Origin of the sequence: Streptomyces sp. NPDC058637 (assembly GCF_042717325.1) — a bacterium.
In the GTDB taxonomy this organism is placed as follows: domain Bacteria; phylum Actinomycetota; class Actinomycetes; order Streptomycetales; family Streptomycetaceae; genus Streptomyces.
In genome coordinates, this window is the sequence record NZ_JBHXRD010000024.1 from 66,916 (window position 1) to 85,195 (window position 18,280).

Sequence of the window (18,280 nt, forward strand, 5' to 3'; positions counted from 1 at the left end):
CGTCACCGCGTCCGGATTCCGAACAGCACTCCCGAGGCCGCCACCGCCACGGTCAGGATGCCCGCGGCCCACGCGAGCGCGATCCACGGTGTGTCGCCCACCGGCTGGTCCAGCAGGAGGCCGCGGAGCGACTCGATGGCCGGGGTGACCGGCTGGTGGTCGGCGAAGCCGTGGAGCCAGCCGGGCATCGAGTCGACCGGGACGAACGCGCTGCTCGGGTAGGGCAGGAAGGACATGAAGAAGGTGAACCCGCCGGCCGCCTCCGGGGTACGGGCGAGGAGGCCGATGGCGGCCGAGATCCAGGACAGGGCCGTGATGTAGGCGAGGAGCACTCCGGTGACGGCGAGCCAGCCGCCCGGGGTGGCGGCGGGGCGGAAGCCGATGAGGAGGGCCACCCCGAAGACCAGGGTGGTGGAGACCAGGTTGCGTACGACGCTCGCCGCGACATGGCCGGCCAGGACCGGCGTGGCGCCGATGTCCAGGGAGCGGAAGCGGTCGATGATGCCGCCCTTCATGTCCTCGCTCACGGCCACCGCCGTGGTGGCCGAGCCGAATCCGGCGCACAGCAGCAGGACGCCCGGGACGACGTACATGACGTAGGAGTCGTAGGCGGGCCCCGTCTCGATCGCGCCGCCGAAGAAGTAGACGAAGATCAGCATCAGCATGACCGGCAGCATCATCGAGGTGATGACGGCGTCGATGTTGCGGCGGCTGATGCGCAGGCTGCGGCCGGTCATGACCGTGGCGTGGGTGAGGAATCCGGGTGCGGTCGTGGCGGTGTCAGACATGGGCGGGTGCCTCCGTGGTGCCCGCGGTCTCCGCGGTGCCCGCGGTCTCCGCGGTGAGGGTCAGGAACACGTCGTCGAGGGTCGCGCTGTGCAGCGAGAAGCGGTCCACGTCGGTGCGGTGCGGGTCGATCTCGTCGAGCAGGGCCCGGACGTGGGCCGCCGTGCCGTCCGTGGGCAGGCCCAGGGTGAGCGACCCGGGGGAGTGGTGGACGGCCCGGGTGGCGAGGCGGAGGTAGGCCTCGTGGGTGGTGAGTACCAGGTCCAGACGGTGGCCGGGGGCGCGGGCCTTCAGTTCCGCCGGGGTGCCCTCGGCGGCGATCCGGCCCTTGTCCAGGACGGCGATGCGGTCGGCCAGCTGGTCGGCCTCCTCCAGGTACTGCGTGGTGAGCAGCACCGTCGCGCCCCGGCCGGCGAGTTCGCGGACCACCTGCCAGAGCTCGCGGCGGCTGCGCGGGTCGAGACCGGTGGTGGGTTCGTCGAGGAAGAAGACACCGGGCTCGGGTGAGCCGACGAGTCCCGCCGCGAGGTCGAGGCGCCGTCGCATCCCTCCGGAGTACGTACGGGCCTGGCGGCGGGCGGCGTCGGTGAGGTCGAAGCGGCCGAGGAGTTCCTCGGCCCGCTCCCGTGCCCGGGCGCGGCTCAGGCCCGTCAGCCGCGCCATCATCCGCAGGTTCTCCTCGCCGGTCAGGGTCTCGTCGACGGCGGCGAACTGGCCGGTCAGGCTGATCGCGCGGCGCACCCGGTGCCGGTCGGTGACGACGTCGTACCCGGCGACGCGCGCCGTGCCGGAGTCGGCCGTGGTGAGGGTGGCGAGGATCCGGACCGTGGTGGTCTTGCCCGCGCCGTTGGGGCCGAGCAGGGCGAAGACGCCCGCGCGGGCCACCTGGAGGTCGATGCCGTCCAGGACGCGGACCCGGGCGGAGGGTTTTCCGTATGACTTGGTGAGGCCGTGTGCCTCGATCATCACGTCGGGCATGAGAGGTTCCCCGTTCTGCGTATGAAATACGCGTTACTGCGTAAGCATTACGCAAACCTAGGATGGTGGTCAAGACGGTCCCTGCGGAAGGCGGCTTCGCGTGACGGAGAAGAACGGCGCGTCGGGCGGTACGGGCCTCCCGGCCAGCATCGAGGCCGCCTGGGGGCTGAGGGACCGCCCGGTCAAGGGTCCGAAGCCGGGGCTGACGCTGGACCGCATCGTCGCCGCGGCCGTGGCGCTGGCCGCGTCCGAGGGACTGTCGGCCGTCTCGATGGGACGGGTCGCCAAGGACCTGGGCGCGTCGACGATGGCGCTCTACCGTTACGTCTCCGCCAAGGAGGAGCTGTACGTCCTGATGCAGGAGGCGGCCATGGGGCAGCCGCACCGGCTGCCCGCGCTGGAGACCGGGGCCGGCTGGCGGGAGGCGATCAGCCAGTGGGCGTGGGCCCAGCGGGAGATGTTCCACCGCCATCTGTGGGCGCTGCGCATCCCGATCTCCGGCCCGCCCGCCAGCCCGAATTCGGTCGCCTGGTGGGAGCAGGGCCTCCAGTCCCTGGAGGGCAGCGGGCTGAGCGAGGGCGACAAGATCTCCGTCATCCTGCTGATCTCGGGCTTCGTGAGGAACGAGGCGCTGCTGATGAGCGACCTGGCCGCCGCCGTGGAGGCGAAGGGCGTCCCGGCCCAGGAGGTCATGGCGCGGTGGGAGCGGACGGTGAGACGGCTCGCCGATCCCGTACGGCATCCGGCGCTGACCAGGCTGCTGGAGACCGAGGTCATGAGCGAGCCGGACGAGGCCGACTACGAGTTCGTGTTCGGCCTCGAACGGATCCTCGACGGGACCGAGGCGCTCATCCGGAAGGGCACCCCGTCATGAGCGGGGCCGGGGCCGGACCCGTGCCGCCCCGGCCCGGACTGCGGGAGCGCAGGAAGCAGCGGACCTCTCAGGCCGTCTCCGACGCCGCGGTCTCGATGTTCCTCCAAAGGGGCTTCGGCAAGGTCTCGGTGGCCGAGGTGGCGGCGGCCGAGATCTCCAAGCCGACGCTGTTCCGGTCCCGGCCGAGGAGGACCTGGTGCCGCACCGGTTCGCCGACCACGAGGAAGAGGCGGCCCGGCTGGTCGCCGGCGGCCGGACGGCACGTCACCGCTGGACGCGCTGCACCGGCACCACCTGGACGGCTGTGGGCGACGGCATATGCCTCACCCTGCCATCGGCTCGGCGTAACCCCAACCGGTTATCCGTACGCCTCGGCCGGGCGTCTCAGCCGGTCGGTCGCCTGCCCGCGTGGGAGGGGGTCACACGGCAGGCGGTGCCGCGTCAAGGTTCCCCTTACCCCGGACGAAGATCTCGGTGCCCGGCTGACGTCCGGAGAACCGGCCCGACGCCGAGACCTCCCGCAGCAGTTGCCGCAGGTCCGCCTCGAAGGCCGCGCGCCGAGGGCCGAACAGGTGCGGGGCAGAGTACGACATCGAGAGCTGCCCGGCGACGACCTCGTCGGCCGTGCGTTCCAACGGCTGTCCGCCGGGGACGACATGGTGCCGTGGGCCGGAGAACCCGGCCCGGGCCAGTACCTCCGCCTCACCACCGGGTGTTCCCTGTGGCAGCACACCCCGGCCGGCCCGTCGGACCGGTCCCAGGTAGCGCTTCACCAGGGTTTCCATGGCCGCATGGGGCACCGCCGGGTACGGCAGGCCGTCGACGGCGGGGTCCTCCGTCTTCACGTCGGCGATGTGCACCAGTGCCCCACCCGGCCGGAGCATCTCCCGGACGGTCGCCGCCACCAGGGCCTGATCCATCCAGTGGAAGGACTGGCCGAAGGTCGCCACGTGGAACGTGCCTAGCCCCGCGGGCAGTTCCTCGGCCCGTGCCCGTACCCACCGCGTCCTCCCGGCCACCGCGCGCTCCGCGGCCTCACGTCCGGCCTCGGCGATCATTCCCTCGTCCGGGTCGACTCCGACGGTCTCGCCGAAGAGGTGCGCCAGGTCCAGGGCCAGGGTGCCGGGTCCGCAGCCCACGTCGATGAGGCGCCCCTGCCCGTCGGGCTCCAGGACCTCGGCGAGCACGTCCACGAGCCCGGGGGCGTAGGGAAGCCTCCCGCGCCGGTAATAGGCCGCCGTACCCGCGAACAACGTGTCGTCCCACTCCCATCCGGCCACCACGCCCGCCACCGCCTTCCCGCGGATCCGTGCCCCTTCGGCACCCGATGGTTCCACGGCTCGGCCGCCGGCCGCCCGGACGCGGCCTGTACCGGTGGAAGCGGGACGACGGGCTGCCTCAGCGGCGTCCCAGCAGCTCGGCGATCCGGATGAACCCGTCGGCGCCGTAACCCTGCCCGACGGCCCGGCGCGCCATGCCCTCCGCCGCACGCATCACGCCCGCGTCGATGCCATGGGCTTCCGAGGTGTGGACGATGTGGGCCATGGACGATGCCGCCGAGGTGAGCGGGTTGCCCTCGCCGGAGAAGGTCCCGCCGTCCATCTCCTCGGCGAACTCCTCGAAGAGCGGCGGGAGGATGGCGCCGATCCCCTTGGCGAACGGTGCCAGCTGCCGCGCGGTGATCCCTTCCGCCCGCGCCACCGCCAGGGCGTGGGCGTAACCGGCCATGGCGGTCCAGAAGATGTCGAGCAGAGCGATGTCGTACGCCGCCGCCCGGCCGAACTCCTCGCCGAGGTGGGTGTGGGTGCCGCCCAGCGCCGCGAGCACGGGCCGGTGCTCGCGGTACAGGTCCTCCGGGCCGCTGTGGATGAACACCGCGGCCGGAGTGCCGATGGTCGTGGTCGGCGTCATGATCGCACCGTCCAGGTAGCGAACTCCGTGCTCGGCCGCCCACGCCGCGGTGTCCCGGGCCCGGTCCGGAGTGTCCGCGGTCAGGTTGACCACCGTGCGTCCCTTGAGCGCGCCGGTGACCTCCTCCCGCCGAAGGATGGCGTCCACCGCGTCGTAGTTCACCACGCAGACCACGGTGAGCGTGCTCGCGGCGACGGCTTCCTCGACCGAAGCGGCGCCGACCGCGCCCCGGGCGACGAGCTCCCGGTCCCGGCCCGGCGTCCGGTTCCAGACCGTGGTACGCAGACCGCCGTCCAGGAACGCCCCCGCCAGGGACCTGCCCATCGGCCCCAGGCCGAGGACGGTCACGGCAGACTGTTCGGTGTGCAGGGACATGGTTGAACTCCTCCGAAATGCAGGCGACATGTGATGAATGGAGTGAAGATGACGCGCGGTCGTGCCCAGGATCCGAATGTCTGCGGGGTCACCGCCGCGATCGCCGTGATCGACGGGAAGTGGAAGACGGCTCTGCTCTGGCTGCTGGAGTCCGGTCCGCAGCGCCCGGGCGAGCTGCGGCGGAGGCTGCCGGGCCTCAGTGAGAAGGTGCTGACTCAGGCGCTCCGCGAGATGGAGGCCGACGGCCTCGTGCACCGGGAGGTGCACGACGTACTTCCGCTGAAGACCACGTACTCCCTGACCCCGTTCGGCCGGGAGCTCTCCGCGTTGCTGGCCCCCCTCTCCGACTGGGGCCACCGGCGTCTGGAGACGCTCACGGATGCCCGGCCGGTCTCCTGACGTATCGCACAGCCCCTCCCCGCTTCCCGCGCCCCGGGGGCCTTCGCCCCTCCACCAGGATCGGTCCGCCACCGGACGCCGCCAAGTACCCACAAAAAAGTGGCTACCGGGGGTGGCCCGACGGCGACGGGTGCGCCTCCTCCCGGCCACACGCGGAGGCAGGGGGCCGCCCGGCACAGCCGCGCACCTGCCCGTCGCCTGCCGCCGTTAGTGTGTCGGTTCTGACGTGCACGGCCGTCAGCGCCTGCGGCGGAGACGGAAGTGGGGGGCGACGTGAGCGACATGTGGACCGGTGGGAAGGTGCGGCTGCGAGGTGTCGAGCCCGAGGACTGGACGGGCTTTCGCGACCTGGCCCGGAACACCTTCGACGCCCGCGACGCCGACATGGTCGAGCCTCCGCGCTCCGCCGAGAGCTTCCGTTCCTGGACCGCCGAGCGGGCCGGGCGGCCGCCGGGAGGGGACGCGTTCCGGCTGGTGATCGAGACGCTGGCCGACCACGCGTTCGCGGGTGCGGTGACCGTCGGGGAGACCGACAGCCGTGCGGGGCGGTTCAGGACCGGTGTCGAGATCACCCGCGAACACCGCCGCCGGGGGTACGCGGCCGAGGCGACCGGGCTCCTCCTCACCTACATGTTCGCCGAGCAGCGCCACAACAAGTGCGAGGTGGAGGTCTACGCCTTCAACGACGCGTCCCTCGCCCTCTACCGAAGGCTGGGCTTCGTCGAGGAAGGGCGGCTCCGCCAGCACGAGTTCTTCGCCGGCGGCTACCACGACGTCGTGCTCCTCGGCATCACCGCCGCCGAGTACTGGGCCACGCACGAGCGCCCGTCGGTGCGGTGATCCCCGGTGGCCGACGGCCAGGGGGACCGGCGACCTGAGATCCGCAATCCGTGACCCGGGATCAAGCGCCCGGTGACCCGCGACTCGCGACCGGCGACGCAGGATCCGCGACCCGTGACGGGTGATCCGAGATCCCGGATCGAACGGTCGGCGGCCGGCGATCGGCGATCGGCGACGCAGGATCCACGAGCCGCGACCGGCGATCCGCGATCCGGGGTCGCCCGCCGGGGCGGCACCGCCACCTCAGCCCTTGACCGCCTCCGCGATCCGCAGGGCGGCCTGCGCGGGCGTGAGGTGGGTGGTGTCGACGACCTCGGCCTCGTCGTGCAGCCAGGTGCGGGCCGCCTCGGCGTAGGGCTCCAGGTTTGCGAGACGGAAGGCGGAGGGGCCGAGATGGGCGTCCCCCTCGATGCGCCCGCGAAGGGTGTCCTGGTCCGCGTGGAGCACGAAGTGCCGTACGGGAATCCCGTGCCGGTCCAGGCCGGTGCTGATCTCGCGCCAGTACTGCTCGACCAGGACCGTCATGGGCATCACCAGGGTGCCGCCGGCGTAGTCGAGTACGTGGCGGGCGGTCTCGACCACGAGCGGCCGCCACGGCGGCCAGTGCTGGAAGTTGCCCGTCCAGGGCAGCCCCGGCGTGATGTCCATGAGCGTCTCGCCGACCTTCTCGGCGTCGAACACCCTTGAGTCCGGAATCAGTTGCTGCACGAGTGCGCTGGTCGTGGTCTTGCCCGCGCCGTGGGTTCCGTTGAGCCATACGATCACGGGAACCAACGCTATCGCTGTGCGGGAAGCAGGAACGGGCACAGCAGAAATTCAAGATCCTCGGCGTCTCCGGAGACCACCCGAGCCCTTCGCTACGATCGGATCGCCATGACTTCCGCCCCGAGTGATCCCATATGGCCCCCGGCCGCGGTGATCCGCGTGCCGGTGCGCGTGATGCGTCCCTCGCCCCTGGCGTTCGCGAAGGCGGTCTGGGGGTTTTCCGGGCGGTGCCACCGAAGCGGCCTTCACCAAGCGCTTGCGCCGCGCCATGCGTGACTCCGCGCCGGATTCGTCGCCGGACGTCGACGCCATGACCTTCGCGCCGCTGGCCCTGCGGGAGACCGGCGCGGCCTACTTCTTCGACCAGGGAGGGCTGCGACTGGAGGGCAGCTCCGAGGTCTCCCTCGCACTGTCCTGGAGTGAGGTGGACCGCGTGGCGCTGCAGGTGCAGCACTCCCGATTCCTCGGCCTGAAGATGTTGCGGTTGCTCGTGTGGCCGGCATACCCGCAGACCTTTCTGGCTGCCCATCCGGGAAGCGCGCCCGCCTGGGACGAGGGACTCGGGGGATGCGCGTTGGCGGTGGTCAAGGCCGTCACCATCCCGCAGGATTCCATCGACCTGACGCTGGCCGGCCTGGCCTTCGCGGGGATGCGGTTCGACGGACGGGTGGAGGAGATCCCGCTCGCCGGGTGAGCAGGGTCGGAACACGTCGAGCGGCCGGAACCCCACCGAGATGCGCGGCCCACGGCAGGCGGTGCTCCCAGGCGCGTTGGCACGAGCCGCGAGGCGGCCGGGCGCCGCGTATTCCGCCGCCGGACCCGGTAGCCCCACTCCACCGCCTCACAGGCCGCCCGCACCACCACGAACTCGGCCCCCCGACCGTTGGGGCCGATCCGCTCCGGCGGCCGGCGGTCCACCATCAGCCCCCCGAACATCGCCTCCCGCATGACACGGAACACTTTTGCAAGCAGGCGCTTGCAATAGTTAGCAAGGGTGGTGCAGTATCGAGGCATGGCATCACTCAACGTCGGCAATCTCGGTGAGTACCTGCGAGAGCAGCGGCGTACCGCGCAGCTCTCCCTGCGGCAGCTCGCCGACGCCGCCGGAGTGTCCAACCCGTATCTGAGCCAGATCGAACGCGGTCTGCGCAAGCCGAGCGCCGAGGTGTTGCAGCAGGTCGCCAAGGCCCTGCGGATCTCGGCCGAGACGCTGTACGTGCGCGCCGGGATCCTCGACGAGCGGGAGCGGGAGGAGCTGGAGACGCGGGCGGTCATATTGGCCGATCCGTCGATCAACGAGCGGCAGAAGAACGTACTGCTGCAGATCTACGACTCCTTCCGCAAGGAGAACGGTTTCGACGTCGTGCCCGACACCGGCGCCGAGGTCCCCGGTGTGCCGGACGCGGAGAGCACAATCGATGCCGACGCGGAAAGCGGTGCCGGTGACGAGAACGGTGCCGGTACGGATGCCCGCGGCCCCCGCACGGCCGGCGGCAGTGATGCAGACACACCCCTGAACTGACTTCTGATGATCCGGGAGGACCACAGTCATGGCCATCACCGATGACCTGCGCAAGACCCTCACCGACCCGACCCCCCTCTACTTCGCCGCCGGCACGGCCGATCTCGCCGTGGAGCAGGCGCGCAAGGTCCCGGCGCTGATCGACCAGCTGCGGGCCGAGGCGCCCGAGCGGATCGAAGCCGTGCGCAACACCGACCCCAAGGCCGTGCAGGAGCGGGTGACCACGCAGGCCAAGGAGGCCCAGGCCACCGTGCAGGCGAAGGTGAGCGAGGTCTTCGGGTCGCTGGACACCGACCTGAAGAAGTGGGGCGAGACCGCCCAGGACCTGGCGCTGCGGAGCGTCGGTGTGGCCGCCGAGTACGCGGTCCGTGCCCGGGAGACGTACGAGAAGGTCGCCGAGCGCGGCGAGCAGAGCGTACGGACGTGGCGCGGCGAGACGGCCGAGGAGATCGTCGAGATCGCCGCCGTCGTCGAGGCGGAGCCGAAGTCCGTGCCGAAGCAGAAGTCCGACGCGGCTGTTACCCCGGCGAAGCCCGCGCCGGCCGTGAAGCCCGCCCCGGCCGCGACGGCGAAGAAGCCCACGCCCGCCGCGCCCGCCAAGAAGCCCACACCGGTCCGCAAGCCCGCGGCGAAGAAGACGACCCCGCCGTCCGCGAAGTAACGGGACGGGCGGGAACGCGAGCAATGGTCCGGGCACCTTGGGGGTGGCCGGGTCGTTGTCCCGGTACCTTGGCCGCGAGGCGCTCATCCACTGACTAGGCGGTGCTCACCATGTTGCTCGCAGCATTCGGCTCGTTCCTCCAGCTGCTGTTCCTGGCCATGCTCGTCCTGGCCGTGGTCGCGCTGGTCTTCGCGGCGACGGCGCGCGAGGACGCCTACCGGGCCGCGGACAAGCAGAAGAAGTCGTTCTGGCTGATCATCCTCGGCGTGACCGTCGTGGTGAACCTCGTCATTCCGATCCTGTTCCTGCAGATCGCGGGCGTCATCGCGTCCATCGTCTTCATGGTGGACGTCCGGCCGGCGCTCAAGGCGGTATCGGGCGGTGGCGGCGGTGGCAGCCGGGGCGGTTCCAGCAGTGACGGACCCTACGGTCCCTACAACGGCGGGCGCTGAGCGCCTGCCCGCGGGGCCGAGCCGGGACGGGAGCGCGATGCGCTCCCGTCCCGTCGTCGTATCCGGGCCTCGTCGCGTTCCAGCAGCAGGACCGCCACGTCGTCGGTCAGCTCGCCGCCGTTCAGCTCCCGCGCCTGGGCGACCGCGGCCTCCAGCAGCGCCTCGCCGCCGAGCCCCCGGTCCAGCTGGCCGTTGACCATCGCGACCATGCCGTCCTGACCGAGCCGCTGCGTCCCGACCGGCCCGACACGCCCCTCGATGAGCCCGTCGGTGTACATCATCAGGCTCCAGGAGCCGCCCAGCTGGACCTGCCTGCGCGGCCAGCGGGCGTGCGGGAGCAGACCGAGCGCCGGGCCGCCGTCCTCGTACGGGAGCAGCTGCGCCGCCCCGCCCCGGCGGGCGATCAGCGGTGCGGGGTGGCCCGCGATGCAGAGTCCGGCGCGGCGGCCGTCGGGGGCGATGTCGACGGTGCAGACCGTCGCGAAGATCTCCTCGCTCTGCCGTTCGTGCTCCAGGACCTGCTGCAGCGTCGAGAGCAGGGCGTCGCCGCAGAGCCCGGCCAGGGTCAGTGCCCGCCAGGCGATGCGCAGTTCGACGCCGAGCGCCGCCTCGTCCGGGCCGTGCCCGCAGACGTCGCCGATCATCGCATGGACCGTGCCGTCGGGTGTGCGGACCGTGTCGTAGAAGTCCCCGCCGAGCAGGGCACGGCTGCGGCCCGGCCGGTAACGGGCGGCGAAGGCGAGGTCGGAGCCGTCGAGGAGCGGTGTGGGCAGCAGTCCGCGTTCCAGCCGGGCGTTCTCCTGGGCGCGAAGCCGGGACTCGGTCAGCTGGTGCTGGGCGATGTCCGCGCGCTTGCGCTCCACCGCGTACCGGATGGCGCGGCTGAGGAGGCGCCCGTCGAGTTCCCCGCGGAAGAGGTAGTCCTGTGCGCCGACCCGTACCGCTTCGGCGGCCCGCTCGGCGTCGTCCTCGGCCGTGAGGGCGAGGACGGCGTGGCGGGGCGCGATGCGCAGGACGTGTTCGAGGGTGGCGAGCTCGTCGTGGGCGGGGGCGTCCGTCGTCCCGTCGGCGCGGGCGCCGGTGGGCAGGGCCAGGTCGAGGTCGAGCAGGATGCAGTCGACGTCGTCGGTGAGCAGCCGGCCGGCCTCGGTGAGATTGCGCGCGGTACGGACACGGATCCGGGTCCCGGCGGCGGACGGCAGCTCGGGGACGGTGAAGGTGCCCGCAGGGTCGTCCTCGATCACCAGGAGGGTGAGTTCGGCGCCATGAGTGGTCTCCGCGACGGGAACAGCGCGTTGCCGCGGTACGGGTACGGGCATCGGTTCGGGTTCCTTCCCTCCCCCGAGGGCGCGGCGGGGCGACGATCGACGACCTGCCAGACGGGGACGATAGCGGTCCGGAGCGGAGGAGCGGAATGGTGTTCGAAGATCGGCACGTGGCATATGCGCGGCCATAAGCCGCTTCCTGTCACGGATCCGGACCGATGTGCGTGGACGAAGCGGACACGGGAGCCATGACAAACATCACCCGCCCCGGGGGCGGGTGAGGGGGAGCGGTGCGCGTGCCGCGGCGAGTTCCTATCCTGGCCCGATGGCGACACCAGATTTCATCCTCGCGCTGCGAGAGAAGATCGGGAACGACCCGCTGTGGCTGTCGGGGGTGACGGCGGTCGTCCTCAGGGAGGGGCGCGTCCTCCTGGTGAAGCGCGCGGACAACGGCGCGTGGACGTCAGTGACCGGGATCATCGACCCCGGGGAGCAGCCGGCGGACGCCGCGGCCCGGGAGGTCCTGGAGGAGACGGGTGTCGAGGCGGTTCCCGAGCGCCTGGTCCTGGTGCACGTCACGGGGCCGGTCGTCTACGGGAACGGGGACCAGGCGCAGTACCTCGACCTCGTCTTCCGGTTCCGCTGGCAGTCCGGTGACCCGTATCCGGCCGACGGCGAGAACACGGACACCCGCTGGTTCCCCCTGCACGAACTGCCTCCCATGTCCGACGACATGCGCGCCCGGATCGCCGCCGCCGTGGCCGACGAGCCCGCCGCCCGGTACGTCGTCTCCCCGCAGCCCGCTCCGCACGTGTAGGCGTGCCCCGGACGGCCCGCCGCACCCCTCCGCCACCGGGGCGGGGCGACCGGATTGCGGGCCGCTCGTGGGCGGCAGTCCGCGGGGGCTGCTTGTCCGGGCGGGCCGGGTGGTCCGGGGAACTACTTGTCCGGGCGGGCCGGGTGGTCCGGGGAACTACTTGTCCGGGCGGACGACTCCGAGGATCTCCATCGAGCCCGCGCCCGCCAGCGTGACGTCCCGGCCGGGCCGGGGTGCGTGCACGATCATGCCGTCGCCGACGTACATCCCGACGTGGCTGGCGTCGTCGTGGTAGATGATCAGGTCGCCGGGGCGCATGTCCTGGATCTGGATGCGTGACAGCTGCCGCCACTGCTCCTGGGACGTCCGGGGGATCGGCCGCATCGCCGCGGCCCAGGCCTGCGACGTCAGCCCCGAGCAGTCGTACGAGCCGGGGCCTTCGGCGCCCCAGACGTACGGCTTGCCGATCTGGGCGGTCGCGAAGGCCACCGCCTGCTTGCCGCTCGCGCTCGCCTCGCGGTTGATGTCCTGGAGCGCCCCGGAGGAGAGCCAGGCGCTCTGCGCGGTGGACGCCTCGTCCTTCTCCATCTGCAGGAGCCGGGCCAGCTCCGTCTTCTCCAGCTGCGATTCGAGCTTCTTCGCCGTCGCGATCTGCGCGTTGATGCTCTTCCTGGCCTTGGCCTGCTTGACGCGATTGGCTTCGAGCTTCGCCCAGTTGAGGCTGGCGTCCTTGGTGTACGTCTCCAAGTCCTCCTGGCCCTGTTCGAGTTCGGTGAGCATCCCCCTGGACGCCTGCTGGCCCTGTCTGAACTGGTTCACGCCGTCCAGGAAGAGGTCCGGGTCGCCGCTGAGCACCAGCTGCGCCCCCGGCGGGAGCCCGCCGTTGCGGTACTGCTCACGGGCCTCGGCGCCCGCCCTGCTCTTCAGCTCGGCGATCCGTGCCTGTCCCTCGGCGATCGACTCGGCCAGCCGGACGATCTCGCCGGACTGCTTCTTCGTCTGCTCCTCGGCGAGGTTGTACGCGTCCGTGGCCGCCCCGGCCTTGCGGTAGAGCAGGTCGATCTCCTCGCGCACCTCGGCGAGGCTCTTCTTCGCGGGAGCGGAAGGAGCGGAAGGAGCGGAGGGCGCGGCGGAAGTGGTGGGGGAGGGCTCGGGAATCGGAGCGGCCATGGCCTGGACCGGCGCGGTCAGCAGGGCCAGTGCGCAGACCAGAGTGATCGCGGCACTGGCACAGTGGCGTCGGTTCACAAGCTCCCCCTCCGGGCGAAAGGCAATGAAAGCCGTATCGCGCACATGTGACTTACCGTCAGTAACTTGCAGGTGATGACGCGATCGTGCCATGTCGCCCCGTAAAGCAACAGAGGCACGCGGCACCTGACGCGTCACAGAGGGGGACGAACGGTGATCCGTCGGTGTTCCCGCTCCGGGTCCCGAAGTTCGGTCGACGTCCGGCGTTCAGCCGGCGTTCGAAGCGCCTACGCCCGGAGTGGGTGAAGGGCACCCGAAGTGGGCGGAGGACGGCCGAAGGACATGGCGGACAGTCGAAGCGCGTCGAAGGGCGCCCGTCCGGTCCGCTCAGTGCGCGCCCGGGCGCAGCGCGGACCACCGCACCGTGATCTCGCCCTGCCGCCACCGCCGTACGTCGTCCGTCAGCGGCCAGTCGGTGGACACCGCCCGCACCGTCGTGATCCAGCGCTGCCGCGCCCCCAGTGACGCGTACGGGGAGGCCGCGGCCCACGCCCGGTCGAGGTCGCGCAGGAAGGCATGGACGGGCTCGCCCGGCACATTGCGGTGGATCAGGGCCTTGGGGAGGCGTTCGGCGAGGTCCGACGGACGTTCCAGCGAGCCGAGCCGGGTGGCGAAGGTGACCGTGCGCGGGCCCTCGGGACCGAGCGCCACCCAGACGTGCCGGCGCCCGATCTCGTCGCAGGTGCCCTCCACCAGAAGGCCGTCGGGGGCCAGCCGCGCGCACAGCCGCTGCCAGACCGCGGCGACCTCGGTCTCGTCGTACTGGCGCAGGACGTTCGCCGCCCGGACCAGGGAGGGGCGGCCGGCGAGCGGGATCTCGAAGCCGCCATGGACGAAGGTGAGGCCCGCGCGCTCGTACGGCTTCGCCGCGGCGACCCGCGCCGGATCGATCTCGATGCCGACGACCCGCGTGCGCGGTTCGGCGGCCCGCAGCCGTTCCAGCAGCTCGACGGCGGTCCAGGGGGCCGCGCCGTACCCGAGGTCGACGGCGACGGGAGAGTCCGCACGCCGCAGGGCGGGGCCGTGGGTGGCGGCGATCCAGCGGTCCATGCGGCGCAGCCGGTTGGGGTTGGTGGTCCCGCGGGTCGCGGTGCCGATGGGGCGCTGGTGCATGACAGCGAGCGTATGCGAAGCGCCGGAGGGACGATGCGGAGCGGGCTGGGGCCGCCGGGGCGTCCGGCACGCCGAGGTGAACGCAATGATTTGGCAAAGTGGAAATGAAAGGCTGGGTTCCACTGTTTTTGCTCTTGCAAGGGGCCGTGTGCCCCTGACGCGTCGTGCCCGAGCGGAGGAGGAGCGGACCACGTGAGCCAGTACGTCTCTCGGCTCGGAAGCGGTCGTGTGACACCCCGCATCCGCTTCCCGGGTGGTTTCGCGGGCGGCCACCGCAAGCCGCGCCGTATCGCGATGCTCTCCGTGCACACCTCCCCCCTGCACCAGCCGGGCACCGGCGACGCGGGCGGTATGAACGTCTACATCGTGGAGCTGGCCAGGCGCCTCGCCGCGATCAACGTCGAGGTCGAGATCTTCACCCGGGCCACCACCGGCGCACTGCCCCCCTCGGTCGAACTGGCGCCCGGTGTGCTGGTGCGCCACGTCGACGCGGGCCCGTACGAGGGCCTGGCCAAGGAGGAGCTGCCCGCCCAGCTCTGCGCCTTCACGCACGGCGTGATGCAGGCGTGGGCCGGCCAGCGCCCCGGCTACTACGACCTCGTCCACTCCCACTACTGGCTGTCCGGCCAGGTCGGCTGGCTGGCCGCCCAGCGGTGGGGCGTCCCCCTCGTCCACGCCATGCACACCATGGCGAAGGTCAAGAACGCCGCGCTCGCCGAGGGCGACACCCCCGAGCCCGCCGCCCGTGTCATCGGCGAGACACAGATCGTGAACGCCTCCGACCGGCTCATCGCGAACACCGCGGAGGAGGCGGACGAGCTCGTCCGCTTCTACGAGGCCGACCCGGCCGCGGTGGCCGTCGTCCACCCCGGCGTCAACCTGGAACGCTTCCGTCCCGCCGACGGCCGGGCCGCAGCCCGGGCCCGCCTCGGACTGCCGCAGGACGCGCTGATCCCCCTCTTCGCCGGCCGCATCCAGCCGCTGAAGGCCCCCGACGTGCTGCTGCGTGCCGTCGCCGTCCTACTCGACCGCGACCCCTCGCTGCGCTCCCGCATCGTCGTACCGGTCGTCGGCGGCCCCAGCGGCAGCGGCCTCGCCAAGCCGGAGGGCCTGCAGAAGCTGGCCGCGCGGCTGGGCATCGCCGACGTCGTACGGTTCCACCCGCCGGTCGGGCAGGACCAGCTGGCCGACTGGTTCCGCGCCGCGTCCGTGCTGGTCATGCCGTCGTACAGCGAGTCCTTCGGGCTGGTCGCCATAGAGGCCCAGGCGTCCGGCACCCCGGTGGTCGCGGCGGCGGTGGGCGGCCTTCCCGTCGCGGTGCGCGACGGGGTCAGCGGCTTCCTGATCCCGGGGCACGACCCCGAGGCGTACGCGCAGGCACTGGGCCGGTTCGCGGACAGCCCACAGCTGGCCGACCGGATGGGCGCGGCGGCAGCCGCGCACGCCCAGTCGTTCGGCTGGGACACGGCTGCCTCGGCCACCGCCGATGTGTACACGGCGGCGATGCACGACCACCGCCGCCGCGCCCGCTCACACCACGGCTGAGGCCTTCACGCCGCCGCGCCCGCCCGCGTCGGGCCGGGACCCGGCGCCGTCGCGCCCGCCCGTCCCGGGCTGAGGCTCTCGCGCCGCTGTCGTACGCTCGCACCATGGCTGACGTATCCGAGGAAGCAGCAGCGGCGCAGGTCATCGAGGCGACGCTGAACGACGCGGAGCTCGCATGGGAGAGCCCCGGCCCCGGCAGTTACGTCGTGACGCTGCCCGGCACCCGGAAGCTGTCCACGACCTGTTCCCTGCGCGTCGGCAGGCACTCCCTCTCCCTCAACGCCTTCGTCATCCGTCACCCGGACGAGAACGACGCGGCCGTGCACCGCTGGCTGCTGGAGCACAACCTGCGCCTCTTCGGGGTCAGTTACGCGATCGACCCGCTCGGCGACATCTACCTCGTCGCCCGGCTGCCGCTCTCCGTGGTCACCCCCGAGGAGCTCGACCGGCTGCTGGGCGTGGTCCTCGAAACGGCGGACGGCGCCTTCAACCCCCTGCTCGAACTGGGCTTCGCGAGCGCGATCCGCAAGGAGTACGCCTGGCGGGTCGAGCGCGGCGAGTCCACCCGGAATCTGGACGCCTTCAGTCACCTGACGCGGCGCCCGTCCGACTGATCGCCACCACGCCGTCCGGAGCCACCACCGCCGTCCGGAGCCACCACGCTCTCGAGAGCCACCGCGTCCTCCAGAGCCGCCAGGAGCCGCGGCGCCACCCGCGTACGCGTCCACTCCAGCGCGTCCGCCGGCACGCCCCGGGGGACCGTCCCAATGAGCATGATCAGGTACAGGTAGCTGCGGTAGAGGGCGAGCCGGAGCCGTACGGACGGGGTGAAGACGACGGGGCCGCCCGCCGGACGCGTAACCGGCCAGGAAGTCCCGGTCCTCCTCCACGTCCCCGAACAGTGCCGCCGAGACGAAGTCGGCGACCGGATCGCCCCAGAACATCCGCTCACCGTCGACGATCCCGCCGATGGACCGGGCGCCGGGCTCCCCGGCCACCAGCAGATTGCCCTGCCACAGATCGAAGTGGACCAGGGCGGGCCGGGTCACGTCGTCCAGTACGTACGCCGCGCAGCCGAGCAACGCGCGGATCTCCCCGGCCGGACGCGGCAGTTCCGCGCCGTACACCTCCGCGTCCGCGAGCACCGCACCGGTCATCGCGGTGAACGCCTCCCCCGCCAGGTCGGTGCCGGCGGGCCGAAGGGCTCGGCGGGATATCCGAACCCGGCCGGGCCCGTCACGGTGTGGAGGCGCCCGACGAGTTCCCCGAGCTCCGTACGCAGCCGCCGTCGCTCACCGTCCGTCAGCTCCTCCGCGAGGTCGCTCCAAGGCCGTCCCGGACACGCGGTCATGACGACGTACGCCCCGGTCGGCGCCCCGGCGTCGATGGCGCTGTGTACGACCCGTGGGATCGTGCCGCCGCCCACGGCCGCCGCGGCCCTGTAGAAGGTGACCTCGTTGACGCTCAAACGCTGTTCGTAGCTCATCCCGGCACCGTGGAGGGGCGGGCTCTTCACCACCCAGTCGCGGCCGTCCTGGAAGGTCACCCGGGCGACGGTGTTGTACGTGCCGCCGGTGAGCGGCTCGCAGGAGACGACCGTGCTTCCCGGGCCCGCGACGGCCTCGACCGCGCGGCGTACGGCAGTTGTCGCGTCGACGGGCACGGGCGGGTCTCCTGGGATTCGGCCGCGGCGGCCCCACAGGGGCTCCACAGAGTGATCACATCAGGGTCACGATCACACCCGTGACCGCGTGGAGTGATCATCGGACAAATGTCCGATCGTAGAGTGTGACGCACCACAACCGCCCTCCCGTGGCCGCCGAAGTTCCGCACCGGAGACAGGCTGTTGACCCGTCGGTCGCGAACCTTCCGGCCGCGAACCCCAGACGTGACTTCCCACGCTCGACCTTTCGGACATGATTTTGCAGACGGAGAGACGAACCATGCGCGCCACCGCCGTACGCCGTACCGCCCTTGCCGCTTCCGCAGCGGCCCTGGCCCTGCTGGCCGCCGCCTGCGGCGGCTCGGAATCCACGGACACGGATGACGCCGCGAAGCCGGGTGCGAAGGACGACGCGAAGACCGCGGTCAAGGCGCTGACGTCGGCCGAGCTGGAGAAGGTGTCGCTGGAGCAGGGTGACGTCGCCGCCCACAAGATCACGAAGACCGGCCCGGAGGACATCGCCGAGGCCGGCGACGTCGTCGTCGACAAGAAGGAGTGCGAGCCCATCGGCCACGCCTTCTACGGGGTGAAGCGCGGCACGCCGGTCGGGAACGCGGGGCGCAAGGCCGTCAGCGAACCCAAGAAGCCCACCTCCGCCTCGAAGGACGCGCTCGCCGGCGCACTCGACGCGACGTCCTCACTGGTCACGCTCGCCTCCTACGAGGGCGACGGCGCCGCGAAGAGCATCGCCGAGCTCCGGGAGTCCGCGGCCAAGTGCGCCACCGGCGGCTTCACCCTGACCATGAAGGACTCGAAGCAGAAGGTCGTCAAGCTGACCGAGGAGAAGGTCACCGGCGGCGAGGAGGCCGTCGCGTGGACGGTGCTGATGGGTGAGGCGGACTCGCTCGTCCCGTTCAAGCTCGTGACGCTGCGCCAGGGCGGCACGGTCGCCACCGTCTTCGCCTTCAACCTCAGCGCCTTCGGCGGGGAGGCCCCGGACTTCGACATGCCGACCGAGGTCGTCGACGCGCAGGTCAAGAAGCTCGGCTGAGGCCGGACCCCGCCC

Annotated in this window: 19 protein-coding genes and 2 pseudogenes; 12 read left to right on the forward strand and 9 right to left on the reverse strand. The window is 71.7% G+C overall.

The annotated features are described in order from the left end of the window. Nucleotides 1-2: 2 nt before the first annotated feature. Both ACFWVP_RS23760 and ACFWVP_RS23765 read right to left on the reverse strand, forming a co-directional pair. Nucleotides 3-788 (reverse strand): ABC transporter permease, encoded by a 786-nt coding sequence (locus tag ACFWVP_RS23760; RefSeq protein ID WP_384499503.1) that lies wholly within the window; start codon nt 786-788, stop codon nt 3-5. Continuing rightward, entirely contained in the window at nt 781-1,764 is a 984-nt protein-coding gene (locus ACFWVP_RS23765; protein WP_384499505.1) for an ATP-binding cassette domain-containing protein, read from the reverse strand. The genes ACFWVP_RS23760 and ACFWVP_RS23765 overlap by 8 nt, the downstream gene beginning before the upstream one ends. 100 nt (nt 1,765-1,864) lie before the next feature. Between ACFWVP_RS23765 and ACFWVP_RS23770 the strand changes: the two genes are divergently transcribed. Continuing rightward, nucleotides 1,865-2,638 (forward strand): TetR/AcrR family transcriptional regulator, encoded by a 774-nt coding sequence (locus ACFWVP_RS23770; RefSeq protein ID WP_384499507.1) that lies wholly within the window; start codon nt 1,865-1,867, stop codon nt 2,636-2,638. Beyond that, a pseudogene (locus ACFWVP_RS23775) lies at nt 2,635-2,953 on the forward strand (TetR/AcrR family transcriptional regulator); the annotation flags it as partial. The gene ACFWVP_RS23770 and the pseudogene ACFWVP_RS23775, both read left to right, overlap by 4 nt. Before the next feature lie 104 nt (nt 2,954-3,057). On the opposite strand, the gene ACFWVP_RS23780 reads toward ACFWVP_RS23775, so the two are convergent. Next, nucleotides 3,058-3,921 (reverse strand): class I SAM-dependent methyltransferase, encoded by an 864-nt coding sequence (locus ACFWVP_RS23780; protein ID WP_384499571.1) that lies wholly within the window; start codon nt 3,919-3,921, stop codon nt 3,058-3,060. A 115-nt stretch (nt 3,922-4,036) separates the two neighbouring features. Beyond that, nucleotides 4,037-4,924, reverse strand: coding sequence for an NAD(P)-dependent oxidoreductase (locus ACFWVP_RS23785; RefSeq protein WP_384499508.1), 888 nt, complete (start codon nt 4,922-4,924; stop codon nt 4,037-4,039). A gap of 48 nt (nt 4,925-4,972) precedes the next feature. Between ACFWVP_RS23785 and ACFWVP_RS23790 the strand changes: the two genes are divergently transcribed. Beyond that, on the forward strand, nt 4,973-5,323 hold the full coding sequence (locus ACFWVP_RS23790) for a winged helix-turn-helix transcriptional regulator (protein ID WP_384499510.1): 351 nt from the start codon (nt 4,973-4,975) through the stop codon (nt 5,321-5,323). Between the two features lie 273 nt (nt 5,324-5,596). Beyond that, nucleotides 5,597-6,163 (forward strand): GNAT family N-acetyltransferase, encoded by a 567-nt coding sequence (locus tag ACFWVP_RS23795; protein ID WP_384499511.1) that lies wholly within the window; start codon nt 5,597-5,599, stop codon nt 6,161-6,163. A gap of 243 nt (nt 6,164-6,406) precedes the next feature. Here the strand turns inward: ACFWVP_RS23795 and ACFWVP_RS23800 are convergent, their stop codons facing one another. Next, a complete protein-coding gene (locus ACFWVP_RS23800; protein ID WP_384499513.1) occupies nt 6,407-6,928 on the reverse strand; it encodes an ATP-binding protein in 522 nt (173 codons plus the stop codon). Between the two features lie 268 nt (nt 6,929-7,196). Here ACFWVP_RS23800 and ACFWVP_RS23805 point away from each other — a divergent pair, with 268 nt between their 5' ends. From ACFWVP_RS23805 to ACFWVP_RS23820, 4 genes are all read left to right on the forward strand, one after another. Then, the gene (locus ACFWVP_RS23805; protein ID WP_384499515.1) at nt 7,197-7,622 is read left to right on the forward strand and encodes a hypothetical protein; all 426 of its coding nucleotides are present in this window, start codon (nt 7,197-7,199) and stop codon (nt 7,620-7,622) included. Nucleotides 7,623-7,940: 318 nt separating this feature from the next. Beyond that, entirely contained in the window at nt 7,941-8,450 is a 510-nt protein-coding gene (locus ACFWVP_RS23810; RefSeq protein ID WP_384499517.1) for a helix-turn-helix domain-containing protein, read from the forward strand. A gap of 28 nt (nt 8,451-8,478) precedes the next feature. Continuing rightward, the gene (locus ACFWVP_RS23815; RefSeq protein WP_384499518.1) at nt 8,479-9,111 is read left to right on the forward strand and encodes a hypothetical protein; all 633 of its coding nucleotides are present in this window, start codon (nt 8,479-8,481) and stop codon (nt 9,109-9,111) included. Between the two features lie 110 nt (nt 9,112-9,221). Continuing rightward, the gene (locus ACFWVP_RS23820; protein WP_384499520.1) at nt 9,222-9,563 is read left to right on the forward strand and encodes a DUF2516 family protein; all 342 of its coding nucleotides are present in this window, start codon (nt 9,222-9,224) and stop codon (nt 9,561-9,563) included. Here the strand turns inward: ACFWVP_RS23820 and ACFWVP_RS23825 are convergent. Then, the gene (locus ACFWVP_RS23825; RefSeq protein ID WP_384499521.1) at nt 9,545-10,882 is read right to left on the reverse strand and encodes a PP2C family protein-serine/threonine phosphatase; all 1,338 of its coding nucleotides are present in this window, start codon (nt 10,880-10,882) and stop codon (nt 9,545-9,547) included. The two genes, ACFWVP_RS23820 and ACFWVP_RS23825, sit on opposite strands and share 19 nt — an antisense overlap. 271 nt (nt 10,883-11,153) lie before the next feature. Between ACFWVP_RS23825 and ACFWVP_RS23830 the strand changes: the two genes are divergently transcribed. Continuing rightward, nucleotides 11,154-11,645: an NUDIX domain-containing protein gene (locus ACFWVP_RS23830; RefSeq protein ID WP_384499522.1), complete on the forward strand. Its 492-nt coding sequence runs from the start codon at nt 11,154-11,156 to the stop codon at nt 11,643-11,645. Between the two features lie 156 nt (nt 11,646-11,801). Here ACFWVP_RS23830 and ACFWVP_RS23835 read toward each other — a convergent pair whose 3' ends face one another. Together ACFWVP_RS23835 and ACFWVP_RS23840 are read right to left on the reverse strand one after the other, a co-directional pair. Beyond that, nucleotides 11,802-12,893 carry a C40 family peptidase gene (locus tag ACFWVP_RS23835; protein ID WP_384499523.1) on the reverse strand — a complete coding sequence of 364 codons (1,092 nt, stop codon included), beginning with the start codon at nt 12,891-12,893 and terminating at the stop codon, nt 11,802-11,804. 327 nt (nt 12,894-13,220) lie between these two features. After that, nucleotides 13,221-14,006, reverse strand: a complete 786-nt coding sequence (locus ACFWVP_RS23840) for a class I SAM-dependent methyltransferase (RefSeq protein WP_384499525.1) — start codon at nt 14,004-14,006, stop codon at nt 13,221-13,223. 192 nt (nt 14,007-14,198) lie between these two features. Here ACFWVP_RS23840 and mshA point away from each other — a divergent pair, with 192 nt between their 5' ends. After that, nucleotides 14,199-15,551, forward strand: coding sequence for a D-inositol-3-phosphate glycosyltransferase (gene mshA, locus ACFWVP_RS23845; RefSeq protein WP_384499527.1), 1,353 nt, complete (start codon nt 14,199-14,201; stop codon nt 15,549-15,551). Nucleotides 15,552-15,655: 104 nt separating this feature from the next. After that, nucleotides 15,656-16,165, forward strand: a complete 510-nt coding sequence (locus tag ACFWVP_RS23850) for a YbjN domain-containing protein (RefSeq protein ID WP_384499528.1) — start codon at nt 15,656-15,658, stop codon at nt 16,163-16,165. On the opposite strand, the pseudogene ACFWVP_RS23855 reads toward ACFWVP_RS23850, so the two are convergent. Then, nucleotides 16,138-17,214 (reverse strand): annotated as a pseudogene (locus ACFWVP_RS23855) (phosphotransferase family protein). The gene ACFWVP_RS23850 and the pseudogene ACFWVP_RS23855 overlap by 28 nt on opposite strands. 280 nt (nt 17,215-17,494) lie before the next feature. On the opposite strand from ACFWVP_RS23855, the gene ACFWVP_RS23860 reads away from it, so the two are divergent. Continuing rightward, nucleotides 17,495-18,265, forward strand: coding sequence for a hypothetical protein (locus ACFWVP_RS23860; protein ID WP_384499530.1), 771 nt, complete (start codon nt 17,495-17,497; stop codon nt 18,263-18,265). Nucleotides 18,266-18,280 lie beyond the last annotated feature (15 nt).